The sequence below is a fragment of the Pseudomonas oryziphila genome (genome assembly GCF_003940825.1).
Lineage (GTDB): Bacteria > Pseudomonadota > Gammaproteobacteria > Pseudomonadales > Pseudomonadaceae > Aquipseudomonas > Aquipseudomonas sichuanensis.
This window is the reverse complement of the sequence record NZ_CP034338.1, coordinates 276,716-299,781: the sequence shown is the minus strand read 5'-3', so window position 1 is coordinate 299,781 and position 23,066 is coordinate 276,716. Positions and strand designations below refer to the sequence as shown.

General features: G+C 64.1%; 21 protein-coding genes and 1 tRNA gene. 13 read left to right on the top strand and 9 right to left on the bottom strand.

Features of this window, described 5'->3' with window-relative positions:
• Window positions 1-80: 80 nt before the first annotated feature.
• Complete coding sequence (mdtI, locus tag EJA05_RS01500; protein WP_125462245.1) at window positions 81-398, bottom strand: multidrug/spermidine efflux SMR transporter subunit MdtI; 318 nt, start codon at window positions 396-398, stop codon at window positions 81-83.
• Complete coding sequence (locus EJA05_RS01495; RefSeq protein WP_125462244.1) at window positions 392-751, bottom strand: SMR family transporter; 360 nt, start codon at window positions 749-751, stop codon at window positions 392-394. The genes mdtI and EJA05_RS01495 overlap by 7 nt, the downstream gene beginning before the upstream one ends.
• 655 nt (window positions 752-1,406) lie before the next feature.
• Between EJA05_RS01495 and EJA05_RS01490 the strand changes: the two genes are divergently transcribed.
• Together EJA05_RS01490 and EJA05_RS01485 are read left to right on the top strand one after the other, a co-directional pair.
• Window positions 1,407-1,655: a hypothetical protein gene (locus tag EJA05_RS01490; RefSeq protein ID WP_110992228.1), complete on the top strand. Its 249-nt coding sequence runs from the start codon at window positions 1,407-1,409 to the stop codon at window positions 1,653-1,655.
• 97 nt (window positions 1,656-1,752) lie between these two features.
• A tRNA-Thr gene (locus EJA05_RS01485) sits at window positions 1,753-1,828 on the top strand.
• Window positions 1,829-1,900: 72 nt separating this feature from the next.
• Here EJA05_RS01485 and EJA05_RS01480 read toward each other — a convergent pair.
• A complete protein-coding gene (locus EJA05_RS01480) occupies window positions 1,901-2,116 on the bottom strand; it encodes a hypothetical protein (protein WP_125857131.1) in 216 nt (71 codons plus the stop codon).
• Between the two features lie 175 nt (window positions 2,117-2,291).
• On the opposite strand from EJA05_RS01480, the gene nirK reads away from it, so the two are divergent.
• Both nirK and EJA05_RS01470 read left to right on the top strand, forming a co-directional pair.
• Entirely contained in the window at window positions 2,292-3,434 is a 1,143-nt protein-coding gene (nirK, locus tag EJA05_RS01475) for a copper-containing nitrite reductase (protein WP_125857130.1), read from the top strand.
• Between the two features lie 152 nt (window positions 3,435-3,586).
• Window positions 3,587-4,306, top strand: coding sequence for a response regulator (locus tag EJA05_RS01470; protein ID WP_125857129.1), 720 nt, complete (start codon window positions 3,587-3,589; stop codon window positions 4,304-4,306).
• A 27-nt stretch (window positions 4,307-4,333) separates the two neighbouring features.
• Here EJA05_RS01470 and EJA05_RS01465 read toward each other — a convergent pair whose 3' ends face one another.
• Window positions 4,334-4,747: a type II toxin-antitoxin system HicB family antitoxin gene (locus EJA05_RS01465; RefSeq protein WP_125857128.1), complete on the bottom strand. Its 414-nt coding sequence runs from the start codon at window positions 4,745-4,747 to the stop codon at window positions 4,334-4,336.
• Window positions 4,748-4,764: 17 nt separating this feature from the next.
• Window positions 4,765-4,956, bottom strand: coding sequence for a type II toxin-antitoxin system HicA family toxin (locus EJA05_RS01460; RefSeq protein WP_125857127.1), 192 nt, complete (start codon window positions 4,954-4,956; stop codon window positions 4,765-4,767).
• 268 nt (window positions 4,957-5,224) lie between these two features.
• Between EJA05_RS01460 and EJA05_RS01455 the strand changes: the two genes are divergently transcribed.
• Entirely contained in the window at window positions 5,225-6,895 is a 1,671-nt protein-coding gene (locus EJA05_RS01455) for an FMN-binding glutamate synthase family protein (protein WP_125857126.1), read from the top strand.
• A 30-nt stretch (window positions 6,896-6,925) separates the two neighbouring features.
• Here the strand turns inward: EJA05_RS01455 and EJA05_RS01450 are convergent, their stop codons facing one another.
• Window positions 6,926-8,245 carry an OprD family porin gene (locus tag EJA05_RS01450; RefSeq protein ID WP_125462237.1) on the bottom strand — a complete coding sequence of 440 codons (1,320 nt, stop codon included), beginning with the start codon at window positions 8,243-8,245 and terminating at the stop codon, window positions 6,926-6,928.
• A gap of 491 nt (window positions 8,246-8,736) precedes the next feature.
• Here EJA05_RS01450 and EJA05_RS01445 point away from each other — a divergent pair, with 491 nt between their 5' ends.
• Window positions 8,737-10,845 carry a TonB-dependent receptor gene (locus tag EJA05_RS01445; protein ID WP_125857125.1) on the top strand — a complete coding sequence of 703 codons (2,109 nt, stop codon included), beginning with the start codon at window positions 8,737-8,739 and terminating at the stop codon, window positions 10,843-10,845.
• 201 nt (window positions 10,846-11,046) lie between these two features.
• Here the strand turns inward: EJA05_RS01445 and EJA05_RS28320 are convergent, their stop codons facing one another.
• The 3 genes from EJA05_RS28320 to EJA05_RS01430 form a co-directional block, all read right to left on the bottom strand.
• Window positions 11,047-11,244 (bottom strand): hypothetical protein, encoded by a 198-nt coding sequence (locus tag EJA05_RS28320; protein ID WP_110992219.1) that lies wholly within the window; start codon window positions 11,242-11,244, stop codon window positions 11,047-11,049.
• 184 nt (window positions 11,245-11,428) lie between these two features.
• The gene (gene aguA / locus EJA05_RS01435) at window positions 11,429-12,535 is read right to left on the bottom strand and encodes an agmatine deiminase (protein WP_125857124.1); all 1,107 of its coding nucleotides are present in this window, start codon (window positions 12,533-12,535) and stop codon (window positions 11,429-11,431) included.
• 241 nt (window positions 12,536-12,776) lie between these two features.
• On the bottom strand, window positions 12,777-15,677 hold the full coding sequence (locus EJA05_RS01430; RefSeq protein ID WP_125857123.1) for an aminotransferase: 2,901 nt from the start codon (window positions 15,675-15,677) through the stop codon (window positions 12,777-12,779).
• A gap of 168 nt (window positions 15,678-15,845) precedes the next feature.
• On the opposite strand from EJA05_RS01430, the gene rfbB reads away from it, so the two are divergent.
• From rfbB to EJA05_RS01395, 7 genes are read left to right on the top strand one after another with little or no spacing between them, the layout of a single operon-like run.
• Complete coding sequence (gene rfbB / locus EJA05_RS01425; protein WP_125857122.1) at window positions 15,846-16,931, top strand: dTDP-glucose 4,6-dehydratase; 1,086 nt, start codon at window positions 15,846-15,848, stop codon at window positions 16,929-16,931.
• Window positions 16,928-17,803, top strand: coding sequence for a glucose-1-phosphate thymidylyltransferase RfbA (rfbA, locus tag EJA05_RS01420; protein ID WP_125857121.1), 876 nt, complete (start codon window positions 16,928-16,930; stop codon window positions 17,801-17,803). Before rfbB ends, rfbA begins: the two co-directional genes overlap by 4 nt.
• On the top strand, window positions 17,800-18,360 hold the full coding sequence (rfbC, locus tag EJA05_RS01415) for a dTDP-4-dehydrorhamnose 3,5-epimerase (RefSeq protein ID WP_125857120.1): 561 nt from the start codon (window positions 17,800-17,802) through the stop codon (window positions 18,358-18,360). Before rfbA ends, rfbC begins: the two co-directional genes overlap by 4 nt.
• Window positions 18,357-19,217: a dTDP-4-dehydrorhamnose reductase gene (gene rfbD, locus EJA05_RS01410; protein ID WP_125857119.1), complete on the top strand. Its 861-nt coding sequence runs from the start codon at window positions 18,357-18,359 to the stop codon at window positions 19,215-19,217. The genes rfbC and rfbD overlap by 4 nt, the downstream gene beginning before the upstream one ends.
• A gap of 38 nt (window positions 19,218-19,255) precedes the next feature.
• Window positions 19,256-21,070, top strand: coding sequence for a sensor histidine kinase (locus EJA05_RS01405; RefSeq protein WP_125462229.1), 1,815 nt, complete (start codon window positions 19,256-19,258; stop codon window positions 21,068-21,070).
• Window positions 21,067-22,479: a sigma-54-dependent transcriptional regulator gene (locus EJA05_RS01400; RefSeq protein ID WP_125462228.1), complete on the top strand. Its 1,413-nt coding sequence runs from the start codon at window positions 21,067-21,069 to the stop codon at window positions 22,477-22,479. The genes EJA05_RS01405 and EJA05_RS01400 overlap by 4 nt, the downstream gene beginning before the upstream one ends.
• Entirely contained in the window at window positions 22,476-22,931 is a 456-nt protein-coding gene (locus tag EJA05_RS01395) for a thioesterase domain-containing protein (protein ID WP_125857118.1), read from the top strand. The genes EJA05_RS01400 and EJA05_RS01395 overlap by 4 nt, the downstream gene beginning before the upstream one ends.
• The last annotated feature ends 135 nt before the right edge of the window (window positions 22,932-23,066 follow it).

The following is a 23,066-nucleotide window of genomic DNA, read 5'->3' as shown; positions in this document are numbered from 1 at the left end:
TGCCTTTCGCGCAAGCAAAAAATGCCGCTTGTGCATAAGCATTTCGGCGGCAAGCTGGAAACCGCCTGAAACAGGGCATTTCAAGCCAGTTTCAACAGGCCCATGCCGACCAGAAGCAGCGCCAGCCCCAGCCAGCCACGGCCGGCCAGACGCTGACCGAACAGCGCCCAACCCATGGCGACAGTGGCCAGGATGCCGAAGCCGCCCCAGATGGCGTAGGCCAGCGACAACTCGATGTCCTGCACCGCCTGAGCCAAAGCGGTGAAGGCCGCCAGCACGCAGAAGATCGAGGCTACGCCCAGCCCCTTGCGACGAAAACCGTCGGAATACTTGAGCAACAGGTTGGCCAGCACTTCCAGCACGATGGCCAGGCCCAGCCAGGCAAAGGGAATCAGCATGGCAATGCCTCCCCTTCAACCACGACGGGCTTGCTGCGGGTACCCGCCTTGATCAGCAGGATGCCGGCAATCATCACAGCCAGCCCCAGGGCCTTGGCCCAGCCCAGGCTTTCGCCCAGCCAGAGCACGCTGACCAGGGTGATCAGGACGATGCCGATCCCCTCCCACAGCGCATAAGCCACGCCGACCGGTACACGCTTGACCGCCAGGGCCAGGAAGAAATACGAAAGGCAAATCATGACGTACATCACGGCATGCCCAGCCACGGGGAAATGAGTGGCGGCGAGTTTCATCGACGCCGTGCCGATCACCTCGGCGGTGATGGCGACGATCAGGTAGATCCAGGAACGCATGGTGCCCTCCCATGGGCGACACAGCAGCCGAACGCACAGGCGTCGGCGCAATACAGAAAGGTTTAAGGCTGTAGTGGGAGGGTGGCGCTAGAGGTCGCCGGTCCAGTGACGCTCACGGGAAACCAGGCGGGAGGTGGAGAGGAGCTTGAAAGCTTTACTGTTCAACATAATGAACAACAAATTAGCTTAGGCAATCGAAAAAGTCAAAACGATAGAAAAAACACAAATAAAGACGCTGTTAAATTGCAGTGATACCGAACAAACTCCTGAAAACATCCAGAACGGCACGTAAATTATATTAACCACCCATGGAGCGACTGGAACACAGCATGCCTCGTGGCCCCGCAAGTCATCCACAGCACGGCTAAGCTTCATCGGCTCGTTCGGTGTATCATCGCCGGCTGTCCACGTGATCATGCACTGTTCAATCGAGCCAACACGCGCAGAACAACCCTCCCGGTGATCTGCCAGCACTGTGCGAAAAATGATCAAGGATGCCAACAACCGTGATTGTTCGCGTAGGGGCATGGCCTCATCGTATTAACGGGACGCGCGTCACAGCTGCCAATACCAAGCTACCGATCCCCGCGAGGGAGCAGCTGGCGTTGCAGCCGCCTCTTGAACACAGACTGACCTTGGAACGGATTCGAAAATCGTGAAACACGCCAAGCCCTTCGCCCTGCTGACCGTCGCCCTGGCCCTGACTGGCTGCGCCAGCAGCACGCCACCGGCCAAGCCGACACCGCTGGACTGGAACATGCCCGGCATGCAGCTCGGCGGCGACCGCGGCCTGCCGCTGCACGTCGCCACCCCCTGCCGCAAGCGCGGCTGCGACAACGACAAGCTGTTCTTCAACCCCGGCAAGACCGAACCAAGCGTCACCACCATCCACCGCGGCTGGTAGGAAAATTCTCCTTTGCGCTCGGTGACTTAGGGCGTTACGCATTGATTGCAAGAAGTAGTTTACAGCCGCGAATCCATCGCTATAATGACGCCCCTGTGCCGGTATAGCTCAGATGGTAGAGCAACTGACTTGTAATCAGTAGGTCCCGGGTTCGATTCCTGGTGCCGGCACCACACTCAAAAAGCCTCGACGTCAGTCGAGGCTTTTGCGTTTCCGGGGATCATCCAGTCGCACACCCCACCCCGTCACTCCAGCAACAGCGCCTTATGCAGCTTCCTGATCTCCGGCCCGCTAAGCTCCAGCGCCACATGCTTGCCCTCCTTCCCCAGCCCGTTGATCAGCACGATCCCTCCTTTAGCAAACGTCCTTTCCTGAGCAAGCGGATAAAGCGCAATGATGTGATCGATGCTGATCACATACTGACGGTGATTGCTGACCTCGAAACTGACGAAACGGCTCACTCCCTGTGCTCCCTGAGTCGCTGCGCGTGGCAGCCCGCGTAACTCCATAGTAGCTATCGGCCACAATTGCGACAGATTGCCCTGCCGCTCGATTTCTTGTTTGGGCTCAATAAACCCTGCTTTCAAAATGGGTATTCCTGTGCCGACGGCTTTCGTCGACTTAAGGAGAAGTCCCATGAGTGAGCAACAAGGCGTAGCCCTGACGCGGCGCGGGGTGCTGGCGGGGGGTGTATTGCTGGGGGTTGGCAGCAGCGTGCTGGCCAGCGGCCTGGCCCGGGCGGCGGCGGCGGCGACCAATAATCCGCCCACGGACCTGACCCAGCTGGAACGCACCCGGGTCGAGCTGGTGGCACCACCCCAGGTACATGCCCACAGCCAGCGCGCGCCTGGCAAACCGCGGATCGTCGAGTTCCGCATGGAGATCGAGGAGAAAGAACTGGCGGTCGACAGCGAGGGGGCCTACATCCATGCCATGACCTTCAACGGCTCGGTGCCCGGCCCGCTGATGGTGGTGCACGAGGGCGACTACGTGGAGCTCACCCTGGTCAACCCGGCCAGCAACAGCATGGTGCACAACATCGACTTCCATGCCGCCACCGGCGCGCTCGGCGGTGGTGAGCTGACCCATGTGAAGCCTGGCGAGCAGGTGAAGCTGCGCTTCAAGGCGGACCGCGCCGGGGTGTTCGTGTACCACTGCGCGCCGGGCGGGGTGATGATCCCCTGGCATGTGGTGTGCGGCATGAACGGCGCAATCATGGTGCTGCCGCGGGACGGCCTGCGGGACGGCGACGGGCGTGCGCTGCAATACGACAAGGTCTGGTACATCGGCGAGCAGGACTACTACATCCCGCGCGACAAGGACGGCAAGTACAAGCGCTACGCCAGCCCATCGGCGAGCTTCGCCGACATGTACCAGGTAATGAAGGGGCTCATCCCCACGCACGTGGTCTTCAATGGCAGCGTCGGCGCACTGACCGGCCAGCACGCGCTCACCGCCACGCTCGGCGAAACGGTGCTGATCGTCCACTCGCAAGCCAACCGCGACACCCGCCCGCACCTGATCGGCGGCCATGGCGACTACGTGTGGGCCGCCGGCAAGTTCGCCAACCCGCCGCAGCGCAACCTGGAAACCTGGTTTATCCCCGGCGGTGCCGCAGGCGCGGCGCTGTACACCTTCCGCCAGCCCGGCCTGTACACCTACCTCAATCACAACCTGATCGAGGCCGTGATGCTGGGTGCCGCTGCGCACGTGCAGGTCGAAGGGCAATGGAATGACGACCTGATGAAACAGCTGGAAGCGCCTGGACCGATTCGCTAGCGGCGATCGGCAGCATTTGCGAAGACTTCGCATTCGCAGATGATTTTTTGTTACGATTGCGTCGTTTCACGCACTGCCGGCATGCCGGTCTGCGCGGGGATAACGTTGATCGTAACGGGCGCTGCCGCTCGCATTTTTACAGGTACCCTTCCATGAGCACCACCCTGCTGGTTGTCGACGATGACGACGAGATTCGCGAACTTCTTTGCGATTATCTGAGTGATGCCGGCTACCAGGTATTGCCGGCCGCAGATGGCGAGCAGATGCGCACGCAACTGGCCCTGCACAAGGTCGACCTGGTGGTGCTGGACCTGATGCTGCCCGGCGAGGATGGCCTGAGCCTGTGCCGGCAGTTGCAGGGGCTGCCGGGGCCGGCGGTGATCCTGCTGTCGGCCAAGGGCAGCACCCTGGACCGTATTACAGGCCTGGAAGCAGGCGCCGACGACTACCTGGCCAAGCCCTTCGAGCCCCTCGAGCTGGTTGCCCGGATCAAGGCTGTGCTGCGCCGGCCCCTACAGCTGGAAGCCAACGGCGACGAAAGCGCTACCCAGCCGCAGCGATTCGCAGGCTTTGAACTGGACCCCATCAGACGACTGCTCACCCACCCCGACGGCAAGGCCCTGACCCTGCCACGCTCCGACTACCGGGTGCTGCACGAACTGCTGCAGGCCGATAACCGCGTGGTATCCCGCGATCATCTGACACGTAGCGCGTTCGGCCGCGACCACCTGCCCGACGACCGCTCGGTGGACATGTGCATCAGCCGCCTGCGCCAACAGTTGCGCCGTGCGCCGGGCCAAGCCGCGCAGATCCTCACCATCCGCAACCAAGGCTACTTGCTGAACCTGCGCCGCGAAGCCTCGGGCACCTGACGGCTGCCCAACGCGGGCCCAGCGTAGCTATTTGCAGTCGCCCTGCAGGATTCTCAGCGCCGCTTCAGCCAGGAAGCCCGAGCGGCTTTTCTGCTCCGGATGGTTCTTCACGTAGGCATCAATGCGGGTGAGCAGGTAGGCCGGCAGTGTGATGTTGAGCTTCTCGGCCTTACCCAGGTAGCGGGTGATATCGATGTCGATGAGTGCCCAGGTGCATCCGGCGTAGTCAGGGTTGGCCGCATGCACGCTCACCTTGCTGGCCTTGGGGATTTCCTCGCCGTCCTGGGCGAGCAGTTCGAGGTGGCCCTCGATGGCCTCGCGGGCCATGGCAATGGCGTCATCGAGGTCTTCACCGGCCGAAAAGCAGCCCGGGATGTCCGGGACTTCCACGCCCCAGGCGTGCTGATCGTCGCCGGGCAGGATGGCGATGGGGAATAACATGGCAGTGGCTCTCCTGGTCAGCTGGCGTAGCCGATCCGCGCCTGGCGCAGGATGCTGGCCGCAGTGGCGGGCAGCAGGTCCTTCTTCGGGTGCGGGATGGTCACCAGCCCAGCCTTGTGGGGGTGCTTGAAGTGATGGTGGCTGCCCTTGGATCGCACCAGGTACCAACCATCGGCCTCGATCACCGAAATCATTACGCGGCTGTTCATGAACCCTTCCTTGGGCTGTTCGCAGCGGTGGTTAGTATAACCACCGAATGCGATCTATCAACACCATACCCACCAATCCGACCAGCGGGCCTCCTGGAGGGGAAGTATGGTCAGGGGACAGAAGAAGGCAGGCACGCAAGTGATGCCGGATCTTGCGGCGCAAACGCCACACCCCACGCCCATGCAAGAGTCTTTTACCGAAACCCCTGGTTTTCCGCGCACAGGCTTTGCCTATCCTAGGCCGCGTCATCCCGCCTGCGATGGACCCATGAACGATTCACTCCCCAGCCGTTATGCCTGCCTGGCCCTGTGCCTGGTCTTCACCCTTGCCAGCATCCCCTTCCTGATCCAGCACAGCTGGCTGTGGCCATTCACCCTGGTGACCGCGCTGCTCAGCCTGGTCGGCCTCAATGATCTGCGCCAGAGCCACCACGCGGTGCGGCGCAACTACCCGATACTGGGCAACCTCCGCTACCTGATCGAAACCATCCGGCCAGAGATTCGCCAGTACCTGATCGAGGGCGACGATGACAAGCTGCCGTTCTCCCGCGCGCAACGTTCGCTGGTCTATGCCCGGGCCAAGAACGAGAGCGCCGAGAAGGCCTTCGGCACCCTCAATGATGTGTACAAGCCGGGCTTCGAGTTCATCAGCCATTCGATGCTGCCCGTGCCACAGGCCGATCCTGCGTCATTTCGCATTCGCATCGGCGGGCCGCAGTGCACCCAGCCGTATTCGGCGTCGATCTTCAATATCTCGGCCATGAGCTTCGGCGCGCTCAGCGCCAATGCCATCGCCGCGCTGAACAAAGGGGCGCGCCTGGGGCGCTTTGCCCATGACACCGGCGAAGGCAGCATCAGCCCTTATCACCGCGAGCACGGCGGCGATCTGATCTGGGAAATCGGCAGCGGCTATTTCGGCTGCCGCACCGAGGACGGCCGCTTCGACCCCGAGCGCTTCGCCGAACAGGCTCGCGATGGCCAGGTGAAGATGATCGAGATCAAGCTCAGCCAGGGCGCCAAGCCGGGCCATGGCGGCATCCTGCCGGGGCACAAGGTCAGCGCCGAGATCGCCGCCACCCGGGGGGTGCGCGAGGGCCAGGAGTGCATCTCGCCAGCCGCCCACAGCGCCTTCCGCACCCCGCTGGAGCTGCTGCAGTTCGTCGCCAGGCTGCGCGAGCTGTCAGGCGGCAAACCGGTAGGCTTCAAGTTCTGCCTGGGCCACCCGTGGGAATTCATGGGCATTGCCAAGGCCATGCTCGCCACCGGCATCACTCCGGACTTCATCGTCGTCGATGGCAAGGAAGGCGGCACCGGCGCTGCGCCCCGGGAGTTCTCCGACAACATGGGCATGCCGTTGCGTGACGGCCTGATGTTCGTGCACAACACCCTGGTGGGCCTGAACCTGCGCGAACGCGTGCGCATCGGCGCGGCGGGCAAGATCGTCAGCGCGTTCGACATCGCCAGCGTGCTGGCCATCGGCGCCGACTGGGTCAACTCGGCACGCGGCTTCATGTTCGCCATCGGCTGTATCCAGTCGCAAAGCTGCCACACCAACAAGTGCCCCACCGGCGTGGCCACCCAGGACCCGCTGCGCCAGCGGGCGCTGGTGGTACCGGAGAAAGCCGAGCGGGTTGCGAGTTTTCACCGCAACACCCTGCATGCCCTGGCCGAAATGCTCGCCGCTGCAGGGCTGGACCACCCGTCCGAGCTCAAGCCCAAGCACCTGGCACGGCGTATCAGCCCCAGTGAGATCAGCCTGTTTTCGCAGCTGCACGCGTTCCTCAAACCGGGTGAATTGCTCAGCGGCTCGATCGAAAATGCCTTCTATGCACGGATGTGGCGGATGGCGCGGGGTGACAGCTTTGCGCCGCAGATGGGGGAAGTCGAAGGGGTGCCTGGGGCGAACGTGGCACGCCACAAAGAAACAGCCCCGGCATAGGCCGGGGCTGCTGATGACGCCAGATCAGGATCAGAAGATGCTGATCGGGTACTCGACGAATACACGAACTTCGTTGCCGTCGTCGTTGTAGCCGTTCTGCTGGACCGCGTTGTTGGTGCGCAGGAACGAGCTACGCAGCTTGATCGACAGGTCTTTGGCCGGGCCTTCCTGAACGACGTAGCGCAGCTGGTTGAAGATCTCGCGCTCCTTGCCTTCGCCGAAGCCTTCCGGGTTCTTCAGGTTGCGGGTGTTGATGTTGTCACCCACTACGTAGGCGACCTTGTAGGTCAGGCCCGGCACGCCGAAGGCGCCGAAGTCCAGGCCGTAGCCCAGCTGCCAGGAGCGCTCGTCTTCGGCGTTGAAGTCGGACCAGTAGGAGTTGGCCAGGTAGATGGTCGAACCACCGTCACTGGTACCACCTGCGCTCTGGTAGCCGCTGTAGTTGTAGCCGGTGCTGCCGGTGCTGCGCTGGTGCGCCAGGGTGATCGAGTGCGGGCCGAAGGCGTAGGTGGCCGCCAGGCTCCAGATGGTGTTGGAGTCACCATTGAGCTCGGCCGAACGCACGAATTGCTTGTCGATGCTGGTCTTGTAGCCGTTGAAGTCCAGGGTCAGGGACTGGTCATTGGCGATCGGGAAGACGTAGTTCAAGCCCAGGTAGTGCTTCTTCATCACATCTTCGTTGTCTGCGGTGTACAGCGAAGCGGTGAAGTTGTCGGTGAACTTGTAGCTACCACCCAGCACGTCGATCGACTTCAGGCCGCCGCTGTCACGCCCTTCGGCGCTCTTGCGGGCTTCCTGGGTGAAGTGGCCGGCGTTCAGCTCCAGGCCCTTGATCTCCTTGGAGGTGATCATGGTGCCGGTGAAGCTTTCAGGCAGCAGACGGCCGTCGTCGTAGTTCAGCACCGGCAGGGCCGGCATCTGGTCACCGTACTTGAGCACAGTGTTGGAGATGCGGAATTTCACGGCTGCGCCGGCACGGGCCAGGTCGTGTGGGCTGCTGGCGTTGCCGTCGGCGTTCTTGGTGTTGTGCGGCTTGAAGAAGTCGACGCCACCACCACCGTTGTGGCCTTTGCCGCCGTCCAGACGCACGGCGTACAGGCCGAAGGCATCAACGCCGACACCGACGGTGCCTTGGGTGAAGCCCGAAGAGAAGTTACCGATGAAGGCCTGGCCCCATTCGATCTGGTCATCGGTGCCGTGCTTCTTGTCACGGTTGATGTAAGCGTTGCGCAGAAGGACGTTGGCGTGGCTGTCCTCGATGAAACCTTTGCTGTCGGCCTGCTCGTTGGCCTGGGCCTGGGTCGCGGCGATCATCGCCAGGGCGACCAGGCTGATCCTGGTTTTCAACATTTTATTTTCCTTATTGCTTAATCAAAAACGCTCTGCATGAGAACGCCAGGAACCAACGCCCCTTCGTAGGTTCGACGCTATGCGGATCCAGGCCGCAAGGCCCCGCTGATGGTCTGCAACGGGCCTTACAGCCGCATGGCCAAGTCATGGCCAGCAGGCGTAGAGGCCGAATCCTAGCCGTGCCTGCTTATACATGTCAAAAAATCGTGAATTGCAGGTTGATATAACCAAAAAAAAGGTCTGGAACAGTGCATTTCCACGCACTAATGCCCAGCTTCTGCGCAAATTTGTCTCTTTCAGGTTTTTCCGAAAAATCTCGCACAACGGTCATCTAAGTGGGCAACGCGCACACGCGGTCGAATCGCCCAGAAAGGACTAGTTACAAAGTGATACAAACGTAAAGACAACTCTTTACGAATAGGCGAGCAACAGCAAATAGCAAGCATTACCATTCGCGCCCAATTTCTCACTTGCGTAGATGGATGCCTGCAATGCCCGCCCCTTGCCGCCTTTCACCCCTGACCCTGGGCTTGTCGCTGTTGTTCAGCGCAGGCCTGGCCAGCGCCGCCACCACCACCCTGCCGGAAACCGCAGTCACCGCCGACAGCGAGCGCGAGGAGGACAACCCACGGGTACGCGAAGTGAGCACTGCGACCCGCACCTCGACACCGGTGCGCTACGTGCCCCAGGCCATCGACACGGTGAAGACCAGCAATGTGCTGGACTATGGCAGCAGCACCCTGGGCGAAGCGCTGGAAGGTATCCCCAACGTCAGCAGCGGCGCCGACACGCGTTTCGACAGCGTACGCATCCGCGGCTTCGAGGCCAGCAACGACTTCTACCTGGACGGTATCCGCGACGACAGTCAGTACACCCGCGACCTGCACAACATCGAGCGGGTCGAAGTGCTCAAGGGCCCGGCCGCAGTGCTGTATGGCCGAGGCAGCCAGGGTGGCATCGTCAACCGGGTGAGCAAGGCGCCGGAACATGGCCGCCGCTCGACCATCGAAGCCCAGGGTGGCAGCCAGGACCTGCGCAGCCTGTACGCCGACCTCAGCGCCGACCCCAGCGACACCATCAGCCTGCGCCTGAACATGGGCAATGAAGACAGCAACAGCTTCCGCCACGGCGTCGATGGCAACCGCCAGCTGTTCGCCCCGTCCATGAGCTGGCAGCTGAACCCCGACCTGAACTGGCTGGTGCAGTACGAGTACAGCCGCTACAACCGCACGCCGGACCGCGGCATCCCCGGCAACCCGTTGACCGGGCGCCCGGCGGACGTCAGCCGCAGCGCCACCTATGGCGATACCCAGCGCGACTACATCGACGACCGCGCCCAGTCGCTGCGCTCGCGGCTGAACTACCAGCTCAGCGACAACTGGCAACTGCGTCATACCCTGGGCCTGTTCAAGCTCGACAGTGAGTTCGACAACACCTACCAGACCGCCTACAACCCGCGCACCAACCTGGTCACCCGCCAGCGCTGGCAGCAGGACCTGAACACCCGCAACCTGTTCAACAACCTCGAGGCCGAGGGCGATGTCAGCACCTGGGGCCTGGAGCATAAACTGCTGCTGGGCCTGGAATTCGGCAGCCAGCGCCGCGACCCGACGCTGTACAACGCCGCCACTTCGGGCCCTGGCGCGCGCCCGGTGCCGGCCCTGAACCTCGACAGCCCCAACCGCAACCTGCAGCACAATGGCCGTATGGCGGTGTCGAGCAACAACCACACGGTGGTCGAGAGCCGTGGCATCTACCTGCAGGACCAGATCCGCCTGAACGACCAGTGGCAGATCCTTGCCGGGGTGCGCTTCGACCAGTTCGAGGTGGAAACCACCAACAAACTGCGCAACCTCTCCGAGAAGCAGAACGACAACAGCTTCAGCCCGCGCCTGGGCGTGGTCTACACGCCATGGCGCGACCACTCCTTCTACGCCTCCTGGAGCAAGACCTACTCCCCCGTCGGTGGCGGCCTGATCGGCATCACCCCTGGCGCGGCCGGCAACACCAACGAGACCGAGCCGGAGCTGACCCGGCAGAAAGAAATCGGGGTCAAGAGCGACTGGTTCGACGAGCGCCTGACCACCACCCTGGCGCTCTACGAACTGGAGCTATACAACCGCCGCACCCGCGACCCGCTCGACCCGAACATCACCCTGATGTCTGGCCTGCAGCGCTCGCGCGGCATCGAGCTGACCGCCACCGGCAATGTGGTCGGCAACTGGTATGTACGCGGCGGCATCGGCCTGCAGGACGCGAAGATCGTCGAGGACAACAATGGCCAGGAAGGTAACCGCATCAACGACGTGGCCCGGCGCAACGCCAGCCTGTTCGTGACCTGGAAGCCGGAGCTGGGCTGGTATGCCGAAACCGGCATGACGCTGGTGGGTGACCGCTATGCCGACAACCAGAACACAGTGATCTTGCCGGGTTATGGCCGTTGGGATGCCCTGGCCGGCTATCGCACCCATGACTGGGACGTGCGTGCGGCACTGAAGAACATCACCGACAAGACCTACTACGATTCGGCCACCAGCGCGGCGCAGATCCAGTATGGCGATCCGCGTAGCCTGGTGGTGACCGGCAGCTACAGCTTCTGACGCCATCGCTGGCAAGCCAGCTCCCACCTTGACCGCATAAACCCAAACTATGCGCTTGCTATGTGGGAGCCGGCTTGCCGGCGATGAGGCCAGTACAAGTGCCACATGGGCATTGCGGCCAAACCGGCCAGGCCTGTGCCACAAACGAAAACGCCACCGCATGAGCGGTGGCGTTTTTCGTTGCGACGGGTCGATACCCGGTCAGTGCCATACAGCCAGCAGCGCTTCGAGCTCCGCATCGCTGATCAAGCCCTGCGGATAACGCCCGTTCAGCAGACGTCGTGGGTCGGTCTTCCTGACCCGGATGCATCCATGGTCCCGCAACCACTGCGCCAGTATTTCAAGCGTTTGGTGATTCACTGCCGATGGGGGCATAGCCGACTCACTTGCTGCATTCATTTCAACACGCACTCCCTGGGCCCGTGAGCGGCCAACTTACTTAAGGTTTGTTACAGAACGGCGTGGGCCTATCTCTCTGAAACACAATGAAAAACTAATACAAGAGCTGTGCCATTCGCCGCCACCGAACGTCGCCACAAAAAAAAAGCCCGTCATCAGACGGGCTTTTTTCATTCAGCTTGAATCAGCGCTTGAACGGCGCCGGCTGTTGCTGGGTCAGGCAGTGGATGTTGCCGCCGCCGAGCAGCAGCTCGCGGCCGGGGATCATCACCACTTCGTGATCCGGGAAGACCTTGGCCAGGATCGCTCTGGCCTGCGCATCGGCGGGGTCGTCGAAGCTCGGCGCGATGATGCCGCCGTTGACGATCAGGAAGTTCACGTAGGAACCGGCCAGGCGCACCGACGGGTCACGCTCCTGGCTGCCGGCCACCTGGTCGACACCGGCGCATTCGGCTTCGGTGGCGAACAGCGGGCCAGGGATCGGCATCTTGTGCACCACAAACTCGCGGCCTTTGGCGTCGCGGCTGTTTTTCAGCACATCGTAGGCCGCATGGCAGCGTGCGTAGTTGGGGTCGTTGGAATCATCGGTCCAGGCCAGTAACACTTCGCCTGGGCTGACGTAACAGCAGAAGTTGTCGACGTGGCCGTCGGTTTCGTCGTTGTACAGGCCGTCCGGCAGCCAGACGATGGTTTCCACCGCCAGGTGCTCGCGCAGGATGTCTTCGATCTGCTCGCGGGTCAGGTGAGGGTTGCGGTTGCGGTTGAGCAGGCACTCTTCGGTGGTGATCAGGGTGCCTTCGCCATCGACATGGATCGAGCCACCCTCAAGCACGAAGCCTTCGGTGTGGTAACGCTGCACGCGCTCCATTTCCATCACCTTGGCCGCCAGTTCCTCGTCGCGGTTCCACGGTGCGTACAGGCCACCATCGAAGCCACCCCAGGCGTTGAAGCCCCAGTCCACGCCACGCACTTCACCCTGGTCGTTGATCACGAAGGTCGGGCCGGTGTCACGCACCCAGGCGTCGTCGTTGCTGATCTCGACCACGCGGATGTTGGGCACGTCGAGCTGGCGCCGGGCGTTCTCGTACTGGCCAGCGGAAACCGCCACGGTGACCGGTTCGAAACGGGCGATGGCCTTGGCCAGGGTCACGTGCGCGGCCTGTGCCGGCTTGCCGCCCAGGCGCCAGTTGTCCGGGCGCTCCGGCCAGACCATCCACACCTGGGTTTGCGGGGCCCATTCGGCGGGCATGTGGAAGCCGTCGGCGCGGGGAGTCGTGTTGAGGGTTTTCATCGATAACCTCTGGGGCAACTGGCGGAAGGGTGGGGCGCGCTGTGCGCGCCTCTCGTGGCACAAGGTCGCCCCTGCAGGGAATCGCGTCCCCTGTGTAGGAGCGGCCTTGTGTCGCGAAAGGACCGCAAAGTGGTCCCACCGGCTGATGGCGAACATTTATAGCCGATAAATATCTGCTTTCAAAGGTGCAATGAAGACCAATTTCGCATAAAGCATGCCTTCAACTCGATAACAATCGATTTCAAAGCCCTTCGGCGAGGATCCTCTCCACGCTGTCGACGAAGTAGTCCACGCTTGCCCGCGTGGTGCACATCGGCGGCTTGATCTTGAGGATGTTCAGGTAGTCGCCGGTTGGCTGCATGAAGATCCCCAGCTCGCGCAGGCGGTTGCACAGGAGCATGGTCTCCTGCGTGGCCGGCTCCAGCGTCTGCCGGTCGCGCACCAGTTCCAGCCCCAGGTAGAAGCCCGAACCATGGGCGGCACCCGCCAGCGGATACTTATCGACAAGCGCCTGCAACCGCGCCTTGAAATGCCGCCCCACGTCACGGGCGTTGTCCCACAGCCCTTCGTCACGCATCACGTCCAGCACCGCCATGCCGATACGGCAGCTGACCGGGCTGCCGCCTGCGGACGAGAAGAAGTAACCCTCGGCCTCCAGCGCCTCGGCGATCTCGCGGCGGGTGATCACTGCCCCCAGCGGCTGGCCGTTGCCCATGCCCTTGGCCATGGTGATGATGTCCGGCACCACGCCTTGCTCTTCGAAGCCCCAGAAGTACTCGCCCAGGCGCCCGTAGCCCACCTGCACCTCGTCGGCGATGCATACCCCGCCCCGCTGGCGCACCTTGGCGTAGGCCTCGCGCAGGTAGCCGGCCGGCAGCGAGATGCCGCCGGCGTTGCCGTACACCGGCTCGCAGATCATGCCCGCCAGCTGGCGGCCACGGGCATCGAGGTCGGCGAGCTTGGCGTCGACATCGCGCAGGTAGTCAGCGGCACTGTCGGCGCCCCGGAAGCGACCACGGAAGGTGTTCGGCGCCTCAACCGGGTGCACCCAGTCCGGGCGGGTTTCCAGGGCCTGGGGGTTGTCGGCGATGGAGGTGGAGATCGCATCCGTTGCCACCGACCAGCCGTGGTAGGCCTCCAGCACGCTGAGCAGGTCGCGCCCGCCGCTGTAGGCCCAGGCCAGGCGGATCGCCAGGTCGTTGGCCTCGGTCCCGCTGTTGACCAGGAACACCCGGTCGAAGCCTTCCGGCGCCACTTCCAGCAAGCGCTCGGAGAATTCGGCAATGGCCGCGTAGTGGAAGCGCGAGTTGGTATTGAGCAACGACCATTGGCGCGCCGACTCGGCGACCATGCGCGGGTGGCCATGGCCGAGCACCGCGACGTTGTTGAGCATGTCCAGGTACGAACGGCCCTGCATGTCGATCAGGTAGTTGCGCCAGCCGCGTTCGATATGCGGCGGCTGCTCGTAATAGTGCTTCTGCGAGCGGGCGAAGCTGGCATCGCGGCGGGCCAGCAGCGCCTGCGCATCGGCCAGGGGCTCGGCAGCGCAATCAAAGCCCAGCAGCGCCGAAGGCGAAGGGCACAGGGCCAGCCAGGCAGCGGCGGCACTGGGCGTGGCGAAAAACGGCGGCACGGCCTGGCCATCGAGGCACAACTGCACACTGAGGAAGCCACAGGTGGCGCCCAGCGCCTGGCCCCTGGCAAGCAGCTGGCCGTCGGCCGGGGCCTCTTCCAGGCCGTTGAGCCACAGGTTCCAGTGCGCGGTGCGCAGGCAGCCGCGGTTGTCGCCGGCACGCTGCCATACGCCCTCGGCAGGTGCCTGCACCAGGCTGCCGGGCACCAGGTTCAGTTCCACACCCAAGGCACAGGTGGCGGGCTCCTCGGGGCGGTCGATGTGGGTCTGCGACAGTCGGTACTGGCCGTGCAGGCTGCTGGCCGGCGCAGGCTGGCTGGCCAGCAGGCGCTGGTCGAAGCCCGGCTGTTCCCAGTTGCCGGCCTCGCAGTGCGGGCTCAGCACACCGAGGTCGACCCGGTTGACTGCCTGCCCTGCAAGCGCTGGCAGCAACGGCAGGCAACCGCTGAAGTCGGCGCTAGCGGGCCGCTTTCCGGCAGCCTGCAGGATGGCCACTTCCATCAGCGCGGCGGGCACCGCGCAGGCGGTGTCGAAGATCTCCCACTCGTGAGCGATGTTGTCGCGGGTGTACTGGTTGAGCGGGTCGATCGCCAACTGCTGCTCACTGCTGAGCACCAATACGGCGGCACGCAGCTGCACCAGCGGCCAAAGCGCCTGCAATTCGGCCGTTTCAAGCGGGTTGGCGGCCTGGTAGGCGGCCACCGCCGGCAAGATGCGCAGCGGGTCGCCTTCGGCGTGATGCAGCAGCGCCGAACAGGTCACCGACAGGTCGGCGATGCGCCAGCTGCGCAGCAGGTCACCGAAATCGATCACCCCCTGCACTTGCCACTCCCGTTGCCCGTCACGCGCCCAGACCACGTTGTCGTCGGTGATGTCCAGGTGCACGGCCTGGGTCGGCAGTTGCCCGACCAGCGGCGCCAGCTTGTCTGCGGCCTGGCGGGCCAGTTGGTCAACCTGCTGGCGGCGTTCCGGGTCAGTGAGTACCGGCAGCAGGTGCTCGACCAGTGCCTGGGCATGCCGCGGGTCCCACTGCAAGGTGCGGTCCAGGCCGGGGTGCTCAAAACCTGCCAGCGCCTGGTCGACCTGCGCGCACAGCCTGCCCAGCTCAGCCACCACCGACACCGGCAGGTGCTTGAGGCGGGTCAGCGGCTGGCCTTCGATATAACTGAGCAGCCGCACCCGCAGGGGTTGGCCATCGACCTCCAGCGCCAGCAGCGCCTCCCCGGCAAGCGACGGCTGCACCTGCGGCACCGGCACGCCACGCTCGCGCAAATACGCCAGGGCGGCGTGCTGGGCCTGCAATTCGACTTCGGCATAGCTGCCGTGGCAGGCCTTGAGCACATAGCGCCCCTGGGCGCTGTCGAGGCAAAAATTCACATCCTGCTGGCTACCCAGTGCCTGCAACTCGCCCCGCAGGTCATAATGCGAACGCAGCAGGGCATGGGCCTGGGCTTCACCGAGTGAAGGGCTGGGCTGGCTCGAACGCTGGATCAGGGTGCTCAGGGGCATGCGGGGGACCTCGTTTTTTTGCCGCTTATATCGCCACTACTGTTGCCGATATTCAAGAGGCAGCTCGCACCAGGCGACGGACACCGTGCGCCAGCACGATTTACGACGAGCGGCCACAAACAAACCAGCTAGGCTTTTCGCCAAAGCCCTCAGCAAAGGCAATTGCACATGCGCATTCTCGTCACCGGCGGTGCCGGCTTCATTGGCTCGGCCCTGATCCGCCACCTGATCGGCAACACCGAGCACGAGGTACTCAACCTCGACAAGCTGACCTACGCGGGCAATCTGGAATCGCTGCAGCCCATCGCCAGCAACAGCCGCTACGAGTTCGTCCAGGCCGACATCACCGACCAGGCAACGGTCGCCGAGGTCCTGGAACGCTTCAGGCCCCAGGCGATCATGCACCTGGCGGCCGAGTCGCACGTGGACCGCTCCATCGATGGCCCGGCGGCCTTCATCCAGACCAATATCGTCGGCACCTATGCCCTGCTCGAAGCCACCCGCGCCTGGTGGTCTCGCCTGCCAGCGGCGCAGCGCCAAGCCTTCCGCTTCCACCATATCTCCACCGATGAGGTGTATGGCGACCTGCATGGCGTGGACGACTTGTTCACCGAAACCACCCCCTACGCGCCCAGCTCGCCCTATTCGGCCAGCAAGGCGGCGTCCGACCACCTGGTCCGCGCCTGGCAGCGCACTTATGGGCTGCCGGTACTGCTGACCAATTGCTCGAACAACTACGGGCCCTACCACTTCCCGGAAAAACTGATCCCGCTGATGATCCTCAACGCCCTGGCCGGCAAACCGCTGCCGGTGTACGGCAACGGCCAGCAGGTGCGCGACTGGCTGTACGTCGAGGACCACGCCCGGGCGCTGCTCAAGGTGGTGACCGCAGGCCAGGTCGGCGAGACCTACAACATCGGCGGGCATAACGAGCAGAAGAACATCGATGTGGTGCACGAGTTGTGCAAGCTGCTTGAAGAGCTGGCCCCCGAGCAACGCCCGGTCGGCATAGCGCATTACCAGGACCTGATCACCTACGTGCAGGACCGCCCCGGCCACGACCTGCGCTATGCCATCGACGCCAGCAAGATCGAACGCGAGCTGGGCTGGGTCCCCGAAGAAACCTTCGCAAGCGGTCTGCGCAAGACCGTGCAGTGGTACCTGAACAACCTTGAATGGTGCCGCCGCGTGCAGGACGGCAGCTATCAAGGTGAGCGCCTGGGCAACTCCAACATCAAGGACTTGATCGCATGACCAAAGGTATCGTTCTGGCCGGTGGCTCCGGCACCCGTCTGCACCCCATCACCCTCGGTGTCTCCAAACAGCTGCTGCCGATCTACGACAAACCGATGATCTACTACCCGGTCTCGGTGCTGATGCTCGCCGGGATCCGCGACATCCTGCTGATTTCTACTCCCCAGGACCTGCCGCAGTACAAGAACCTGTTCGGCGACGGCCAGCAGTTCGGCCTCAACATCAGCTACGCCGAACAGCCCTCGCCGGACGGGCTGGCCCAGGCCTTCCTGATCGGCGAAAAGTTCATTGGCGACGACTCGGTATGCCTGATCCTGGGCGACAACATCTTCCACGGGCAGAGTTTCACCGAACAGCTGCACCGCGCCGTGAAACATGAGTCGGGGGCCACCGTGTTCGGCTACTGGGTCAAGGACCCGGAGCGCTTCGGTGTGGTCGAGTTCGATGAGCAGGGCAATGCCCTGTCGATCGAGGAAAAACCACTGCAGCCCAAGTCCAGCTATGCCGTGACCGGCCTGTATTTCTACGACAACGATGTGGTGCGCATCGCCAAGGATGTACGCCCTTCGGCACGCGGTGAGCTGGAAATCACCGACATCACCAATGCCTACCTCAAACGCGGCGACCTGCGCGTGGAGCGTTTCGGCCGCGGCTTTGCCTGGCTCGATACCGGCACCCATGAGAGCCTGCTGGACGCCTCGCAGTACGTGCATACCATCGAGAACCGCCAAGGGCTGAAAGTGGCCTGCCTGGAAGAGATCGCCTTCAACCAAGGCTGGATCAGCCGTGAAGACTTGCTGGCCAAAGCCGAAAAACTGAAAAAGACCGGATACGGTCAATACCTGGGCAAACTGGCCAAAGAGTCCGCATGAACATCATTGCCACCACGATACCCGACGTAAAGATCATCGAACCCAAGGTGTTCCGTGACGATCGGGGGTTTTTCCTCGAAAGTTTCAACGTCCGGGCGTTCGCCGAACTGACCGGGTTCAAGGGCGACTTCGTTCAGGACAACCACTCGCGTTCAGAGCACAACGTGCTGCGTGGTCTGCACTACCAGGTACAGAACACCCAGGGCAAGCTGGTGCGGGTGGTCCACGGCGAAGTGCTGGACGTGGCGGTGGACGTGCGTTGCAGCTCCAAGACCTGTGGCCAGTGGGTCGCGGTGCGCCTGTCCGCCGAAAACCGTCGCCAGTTGTGGATCCCGCCCGGCTTTGCCCATGGCTTCGTGGCGCTGAGCGAGTCGGCCGAGTTCCTGTACAAGACCACCGACTTCTACAACCCCAGAGCCGAGCACTGCATCCGTTGGGATGATCCCGACCTGAACATCGACTGGCAGTTGCAGGGTGTAGAGCCAAAGCTTTCCGACAAGGACAAGCTGGGCAAACGCTTCAGCGAACTGCGCAAGGCAGGGAGCCTGCTGCCATGAAAGTGCTCGTGTGCGGTCGCAATGGCCAGGTGGCCCAGGCACTGCAAGGCGCGCTGGCCGGCCTGGGCGAGGTGCACCTGCTGGGCCACGGGCAGCTCGACCTTGCCCACCCGCAGCAGTTGCGCGCGCCGCTGCGCGAGCTGAAGCCCGACCTGGTCATCAACGCCGCGGCCTACACCGCGGTGGACCAGGCCGAAAGCGAGCCGCAACTGGCCTTCGCCATCAACGCCGAAGCCCCCCGGGTGCTCGCCGAAGAGGCCGCGCGCCGGGGCGTGCCGCTGATCCACTACTCCACCGACTATGTCTTCGATGGCAGCAAGGCGGTGCCCTATGACGAAGACGATGCACCGAACCCGCTGGGTGTCTATGGCCGCAGCAAGCTGGCCGGCGAACAGGCCATTGCGCAAGTCGGTGGCGAGCACCTGATCCTGCGCACCAGCTGGGTCTACTCGCGGCACGGGCGCAACTTCCTGCTGACCATGCAGCGCCTGCTGCAGGAACGCCCGCAATTGAAGGTGGTGAATGACCAGATCGGCGCCCCCACCTGGGCCGGCACCCTTGCCGCCAGCACCCGCGCCCTGATCCAGCGCTGGCAACAGGGCCAGGGCGGCGCCTGGGGCACCTATCACCTGACCGCGCAGGGCGAAACGTCATGGTTTGGCTTTGCCCAGGCCATTGCTGAACAACTCAAGGCACAGCGCCTGCCTTGCGCCGAGCTGCTGCCGATCACGTCGAGCGAATACCCCACACCCGCGCAAAGGCCGCTCAACTCGCGCCTGGACTGCTCGCGCCTGGCGCACGAATGGCAGGTTACGCAGCCGCACTGGCATCAAGCACTGATCGACTGCCTCAACTAGCGCATAATTGCGCCAGACTCTTCTGGCGCCCCTAACCGATGATTCCCAAACCCACGCCACCTCGCCGCCCCCGCTGGCGCAGCCTTGCCCTATTGGCGCTGTGCCTGACCCCACTGCTGTGGCCCCTGCATCACCTGGCCGAGCGCTATTACCAGGAAGAACTGGCCTCGCAGAACCGCCAGACCCTCGACCTCTACGTCGCCAACCTGCTCGGCACCCTGCACCGCTACGAGACCCTGCCGCAGATCCTCGGCGAACTGCCTGCCCTGCGCGGCGTGCTGGCCGACCCGTTCAAGCTCGAGGCGGTGACCAACGCCAACCGCCTGCTCAAGCACATCACCCAGCAGACCGGTGCCGAAGTGATGTACCTGATGGATGTCAGCGGCAACACCCTGGCCGCCTCCAACTGGGACAAGCAGGACAGCTTCGTCGGCCGCAACTTCTCGTTCCGGCCGTACTTCATCGAAGCCATGGACGGCCACCTGGGGCGCTTCTTCGGCCAGGGCACGACCTCGGCCAAGCGCGGCTACTTCTTCGCCGCCGCCGTGCACGACCGTGAGCGGGTGATCGGCGTGCTGGTGGTCAAGGTCGACCTCGACCACACCGAAACCCTCTGGGGCCGCACCCCCGAGCAGCTGCTGCTGACCGACCAGAACGGCGTGGTGGTGCTCACTTCGCGCCCGGACTGGCGCTTTCGCGCCACCCGTGAACTGACCGAGGCCGAGCGCCAGGCGATCATCGCCATCCAGCCGTACCCGACCCAGGCGCCGCAACCGTTGAGCCTGAACCACGACGCCTGGCTCACGCAGACCCGCGACATCAAGGAAACCGGCTGGCAGGTCAGCATCCTCGCGCCGCGCACCCTGGTCGACCGCTCGGTGCAGACGGTCATGGCCATCGGCGCCGGTGCGCTGCTGGTGACCATGCTGCTGGCTGGCCTGGTGATGCAGCGCCGCCGCCATTACATCGACCGCATCGACTTCGAAGCCCGCGCCCGCCATGAGCTGGAAAACCGCGTGGTGGAGCGCACCGCCGACCTCGAAGGCCTCAACACCCGGCTGAAAAGCGCCGTGCTGGAGCGCGAGAACGCCCAGCAGGAGCTGGTGCGCGCCCAGGACGAGCTGGTGCAGGCCGGCAAGCTGTCGGTGCTCGGCACCATGTCGGCGAGCATCAGCCACGAACTCAACCAGCCGCTGGCGGCGATCCGCAGCTACGCCGAAAACGCCGAGATCCTGCTCGACCACCAGCGTTCCGAGGACGTGCGCGGCAACCTCAAGCTGATCGGCGAACTGACCGGGCGCATGGCCTCGATCATCGCCCACCTGCGCGCCTTTGCCCGCCGCGACCGTCACGCCCCGGAAAGCGTGGCCCTGCAGCCGGCGCTGGACGACGCCCTGGCGCTGCTGGCCAAGCGCCGCCGGGCCATGGCCGTGGAGCTGGTGCGTGACCTGCCGGAAGCCACCCTGTGGGTGCAGGCCGGCGAAACCCGCCTGCGCCAGGTACTGGGCAACCTGCTGGCCAATGCCCTGGACGCGCTCACCGAAAAGGCCAACCCCCGCAAGCTGTGGCTAAGTGCCGAGCGCCAGGACGATTGCGTCTACCTGTACATTCGCGACAACGGCCCAGGCTTCAGCCGCCAGGCTCTGGAGCACGCCAAAGAGCCGTTCTTCACCACCAAGACCCGCACCCAGGGCCTGGGGCTGGGGCTGGCCATCTGCGAGAGCCTGATGCGCGCCCTGGGCGGTGAGCTGCTGCTGGCCAACCACCCGGAAGGCGGCGCCCTGCTGACCCTGCAACTGCGCGTGGCCAAGCCTGGCGCCAACCTGCAATCTTCGGAGGACACCTCGGCATGACCACCGAGACACTGATCGACAGCCACGCCCAGGTGATTCTGGTCGATGACGACCCGCACCTGCGCCAGGCGCTGAGCCAGACCCTCGACCTGGCCGGGCTCAAGGTGGTGGCGCTGGCCGATGCCCAGGGCCTGGCCGCGCGCATCGAGGCCGACTGGCCGGGCGTGGTGGTCAGCGACATCCGCATGCCCGGCATCGATGGCCTGCAACTGCTGGAGCAACTGCACGCCCGTGACAGCGAACTGCCGGTGCTGCTGATCACCGGCCACGGCGATGTGCCGCTGGCGGTGCAGGCGATGCGTGCCGGGGCCTATGACTTCCTTGAAAAACCCTTTGCCACCGACGCCCTGCTCGACAGCGTGCGCCGTGCCCTGGCCCTGCGCCGGCTGGTGCTGGACAACCGTAGCCTGCGCCTGGCCCTGAGCGACCGCCAGCAACTGGCCACGCGCCTGGTTGGCCTGTCGCCGGCCATGCTGCGCCTGCGCGAGCAGATCGGTGCCCTCGCCGGCACCCGCGCCGACGTGCTCATCCTCGGTGAGACCGGCGCCGGCAAGGAGGTGGTGGCGCGTGCCCTGCACGACCTGTCGAGCCGTCGCGACGGCCCGTTCGTGGCGATCAACGCCGGCGCCCTGGCCGAATCGGTGGTCGAGAGCGAGCTGTTCGGCCACGAGCCAGGGGCGTTCACCGGCGCGCAGAAGCGCCGCATCGGCAAGTTCGAATTCGCCAATGGCGGCACGCTGTTCCTCGACGAGATCGAGAGCATGAGCCTGGATGTACAGGTCAAGTTGCTGCGCCTGTTGCAGGAGCGGGTGGTCGAGCGCCTGGGCGGCAACCAGTTGATCCCGCTGGACATCCGCATCATCGCCGCGACCAAGGAAGACCTGCGCCAAGCCGCCGATCAGGGCCGCTTCCGTGCCGACCTGTATTACCGGCTGAACGTCGCGCCGCTGCGCATCCCGGCACTGCGCGAGCGTGGCGACGACATCCTGGTGCTGTTCCAGCATTTCGCCGATGCCGCCAGCGAGCGCCACGGCCTGGCGCCCCACAGCCTGCAACCCGCCCAGCGCGCCATGCTGCTGCGCCACGAATGGCCGGGTAACGTGCGCGAATTGCAAAACGCCGCCGAACGCTTCGCCCTGGGCCTTGAACTGGCCCTCGACGGGCAGCCGCCAGCCACCCCCAACGACGTTCACCTGCCCGTGCCGAGCGGCAATCTGAGCGAGCAGGTCGAACAGTTCGAACGCTCGCTGATCGCCGCCGAACTGGCCCAGCCACACAACTCCATGCGCAGCCTTGCCGAAGCCCTCGGCATCCCGCGCAAGACCCTGCACGACAAGCTGCGCAAGCATGGCATGAGCTTCGACGGCGCCAGCGGCGGGCACGACGACCATGAGGACAACCGTCAATGAGCACCGACAGCCAGTACCTGCAAGCCGTACTGCACAGCGACATTCCCCTGACCCGCGAGATGGGCATGGCGGTCATCGACTGGCAGGACCACTGCCTGCGCCTGCAGCTGCCGCTGGCCCCCAACGTCAACCACAAGAGCACCATGTTCGGCGGCAGCCTGTACTGCGGCGCGGTGTTGGTGGGTTGGGGCTGGCTGCACCTGCGCTTGCGTGAGCTGGGCATCGATGACGGGCACATCGTCATCCAGGAAGGGCAGATCAGTTATCCACTGCCGGTGACCGGTACCGCCGTGGCACGTTGCCCGGCGCCGGACGAGAAAGCCTGGGAGCGGTTCCTGACGATGTACCAGCGCCGCGGGCGGGCGCGGTTGACGTTGGAGACGGTGGTGAGCAATGAGGGCAGTGACGAGCCTGCGGTGAGGTTCAGCGGCCAGTACGTGCTGCACCGTTGATCTTCCCAGCAGGAGGCTGCGTAGAGGAACCATTGTTCAATCGCATCACACCCCTGTGGGAGCGGCTTTAGCCGCGAAGCAGGCGATGCGGTGGATGGCACCGGCATTGCCGGTGTTCGCGGCTAAAGCCGCTCC

Excerpts from the sequence above, each read along its gene's own strand:
- rfbB (WP_125857122.1), top strand. The coding sequence starts at position 15,846 with ATGCGCATTCTCGTCACCGGCGGTGCCGGCTTCATTGGCTCGGCCCTG.
- mdtI (WP_125462245.1), bottom strand. The coding sequence starts at position 398 with ATGCTGATTCCCTTTGCCTGGCTGGGCCTGGCCATCGTGCTGGAAGTG.
- EJA05_RS01465 (WP_125857128.1), bottom strand. The coding sequence starts at position 4,747 with ATGTTATTCCCCATCGCCATCCTGCCCGGCGACGATCAGCACGCCTGG.
- EJA05_RS01460 (WP_125857127.1), bottom strand. The coding sequence starts at position 4,956 with ATGAACAGCCGCGTAATGATTTCGGTGATCGAGGCCGATGGTTGGTAC.
- rfbA (WP_125857121.1), top strand. The coding sequence starts at position 16,928 with ATGACCAAAGGTATCGTTCTGGCCGGTGGCTCCGGCACCCGTCTGCAC.
- EJA05_RS28320 (WP_110992219.1), bottom strand. The coding sequence starts at position 11,244 with ATGAATGCAGCAAGTGAGTCGGCTATGCCCCCATCGGCAGTGAATCAC.
- EJA05_RS01405 (WP_125462229.1), top strand. The coding sequence starts at position 19,256 with ATGATTCCCAAACCCACGCCACCTCGCCGCCCCCGCTGGCGCAGCCTT.
- rfbD (WP_125857119.1), top strand. The coding sequence starts at position 18,357 with ATGAAAGTGCTCGTGTGCGGTCGCAATGGCCAGGTGGCCCAGGCACTG.
- EJA05_RS01470 (WP_125857129.1), top strand. The coding sequence starts at position 3,587 with ATGAGCACCACCCTGCTGGTTGTCGACGATGACGACGAGATTCGCGAA.
- EJA05_RS01400 (WP_125462228.1), top strand. The coding sequence starts at position 21,067 with ATGACCACCGAGACACTGATCGACAGCCACGCCCAGGTGATTCTGGTC.
- EJA05_RS01450 (WP_125462237.1), bottom strand. The coding sequence starts at position 8,245 with ATGTTGAAAACCAGGATCAGCCTGGTCGCCCTGGCGATGATCGCCGCG.
- aguA (WP_125857124.1), bottom strand. The coding sequence starts at position 12,535 with ATGAAAACCCTCAACACGACTCCCCGCGCCGACGGCTTCCACATGCCC.
- EJA05_RS01430 (WP_125857123.1), bottom strand. The coding sequence starts at position 15,677 with ATGCCCCTGAGCACCCTGATCCAGCGTTCGAGCCAGCCCAGCCCTTCA.
- rfbC (WP_125857120.1), top strand. The coding sequence starts at position 17,800 with ATGAACATCATTGCCACCACGATACCCGACGTAAAGATCATCGAACCC.
- EJA05_RS01495 (WP_125462244.1), bottom strand. The coding sequence starts at position 751 with ATGCGTTCCTGGATCTACCTGATCGTCGCCATCACCGCCGAGGTGATC.
- EJA05_RS01455 (WP_125857126.1), top strand. The coding sequence starts at position 5,225 with ATGAACGATTCACTCCCCAGCCGTTATGCCTGCCTGGCCCTGTGCCTG.
- EJA05_RS01445 (WP_125857125.1), top strand. The coding sequence starts at position 8,737 with ATGCCCGCCCCTTGCCGCCTTTCACCCCTGACCCTGGGCTTGTCGCTG.
- nirK (WP_125857130.1), top strand. The coding sequence starts at position 2,292 with ATGAGTGAGCAACAAGGCGTAGCCCTGACGCGGCGCGGGGTGCTGGCG.
- EJA05_RS01395 (WP_125857118.1), top strand. The coding sequence starts at position 22,476 with ATGAGCACCGACAGCCAGTACCTGCAAGCCGTACTGCACAGCGACATT.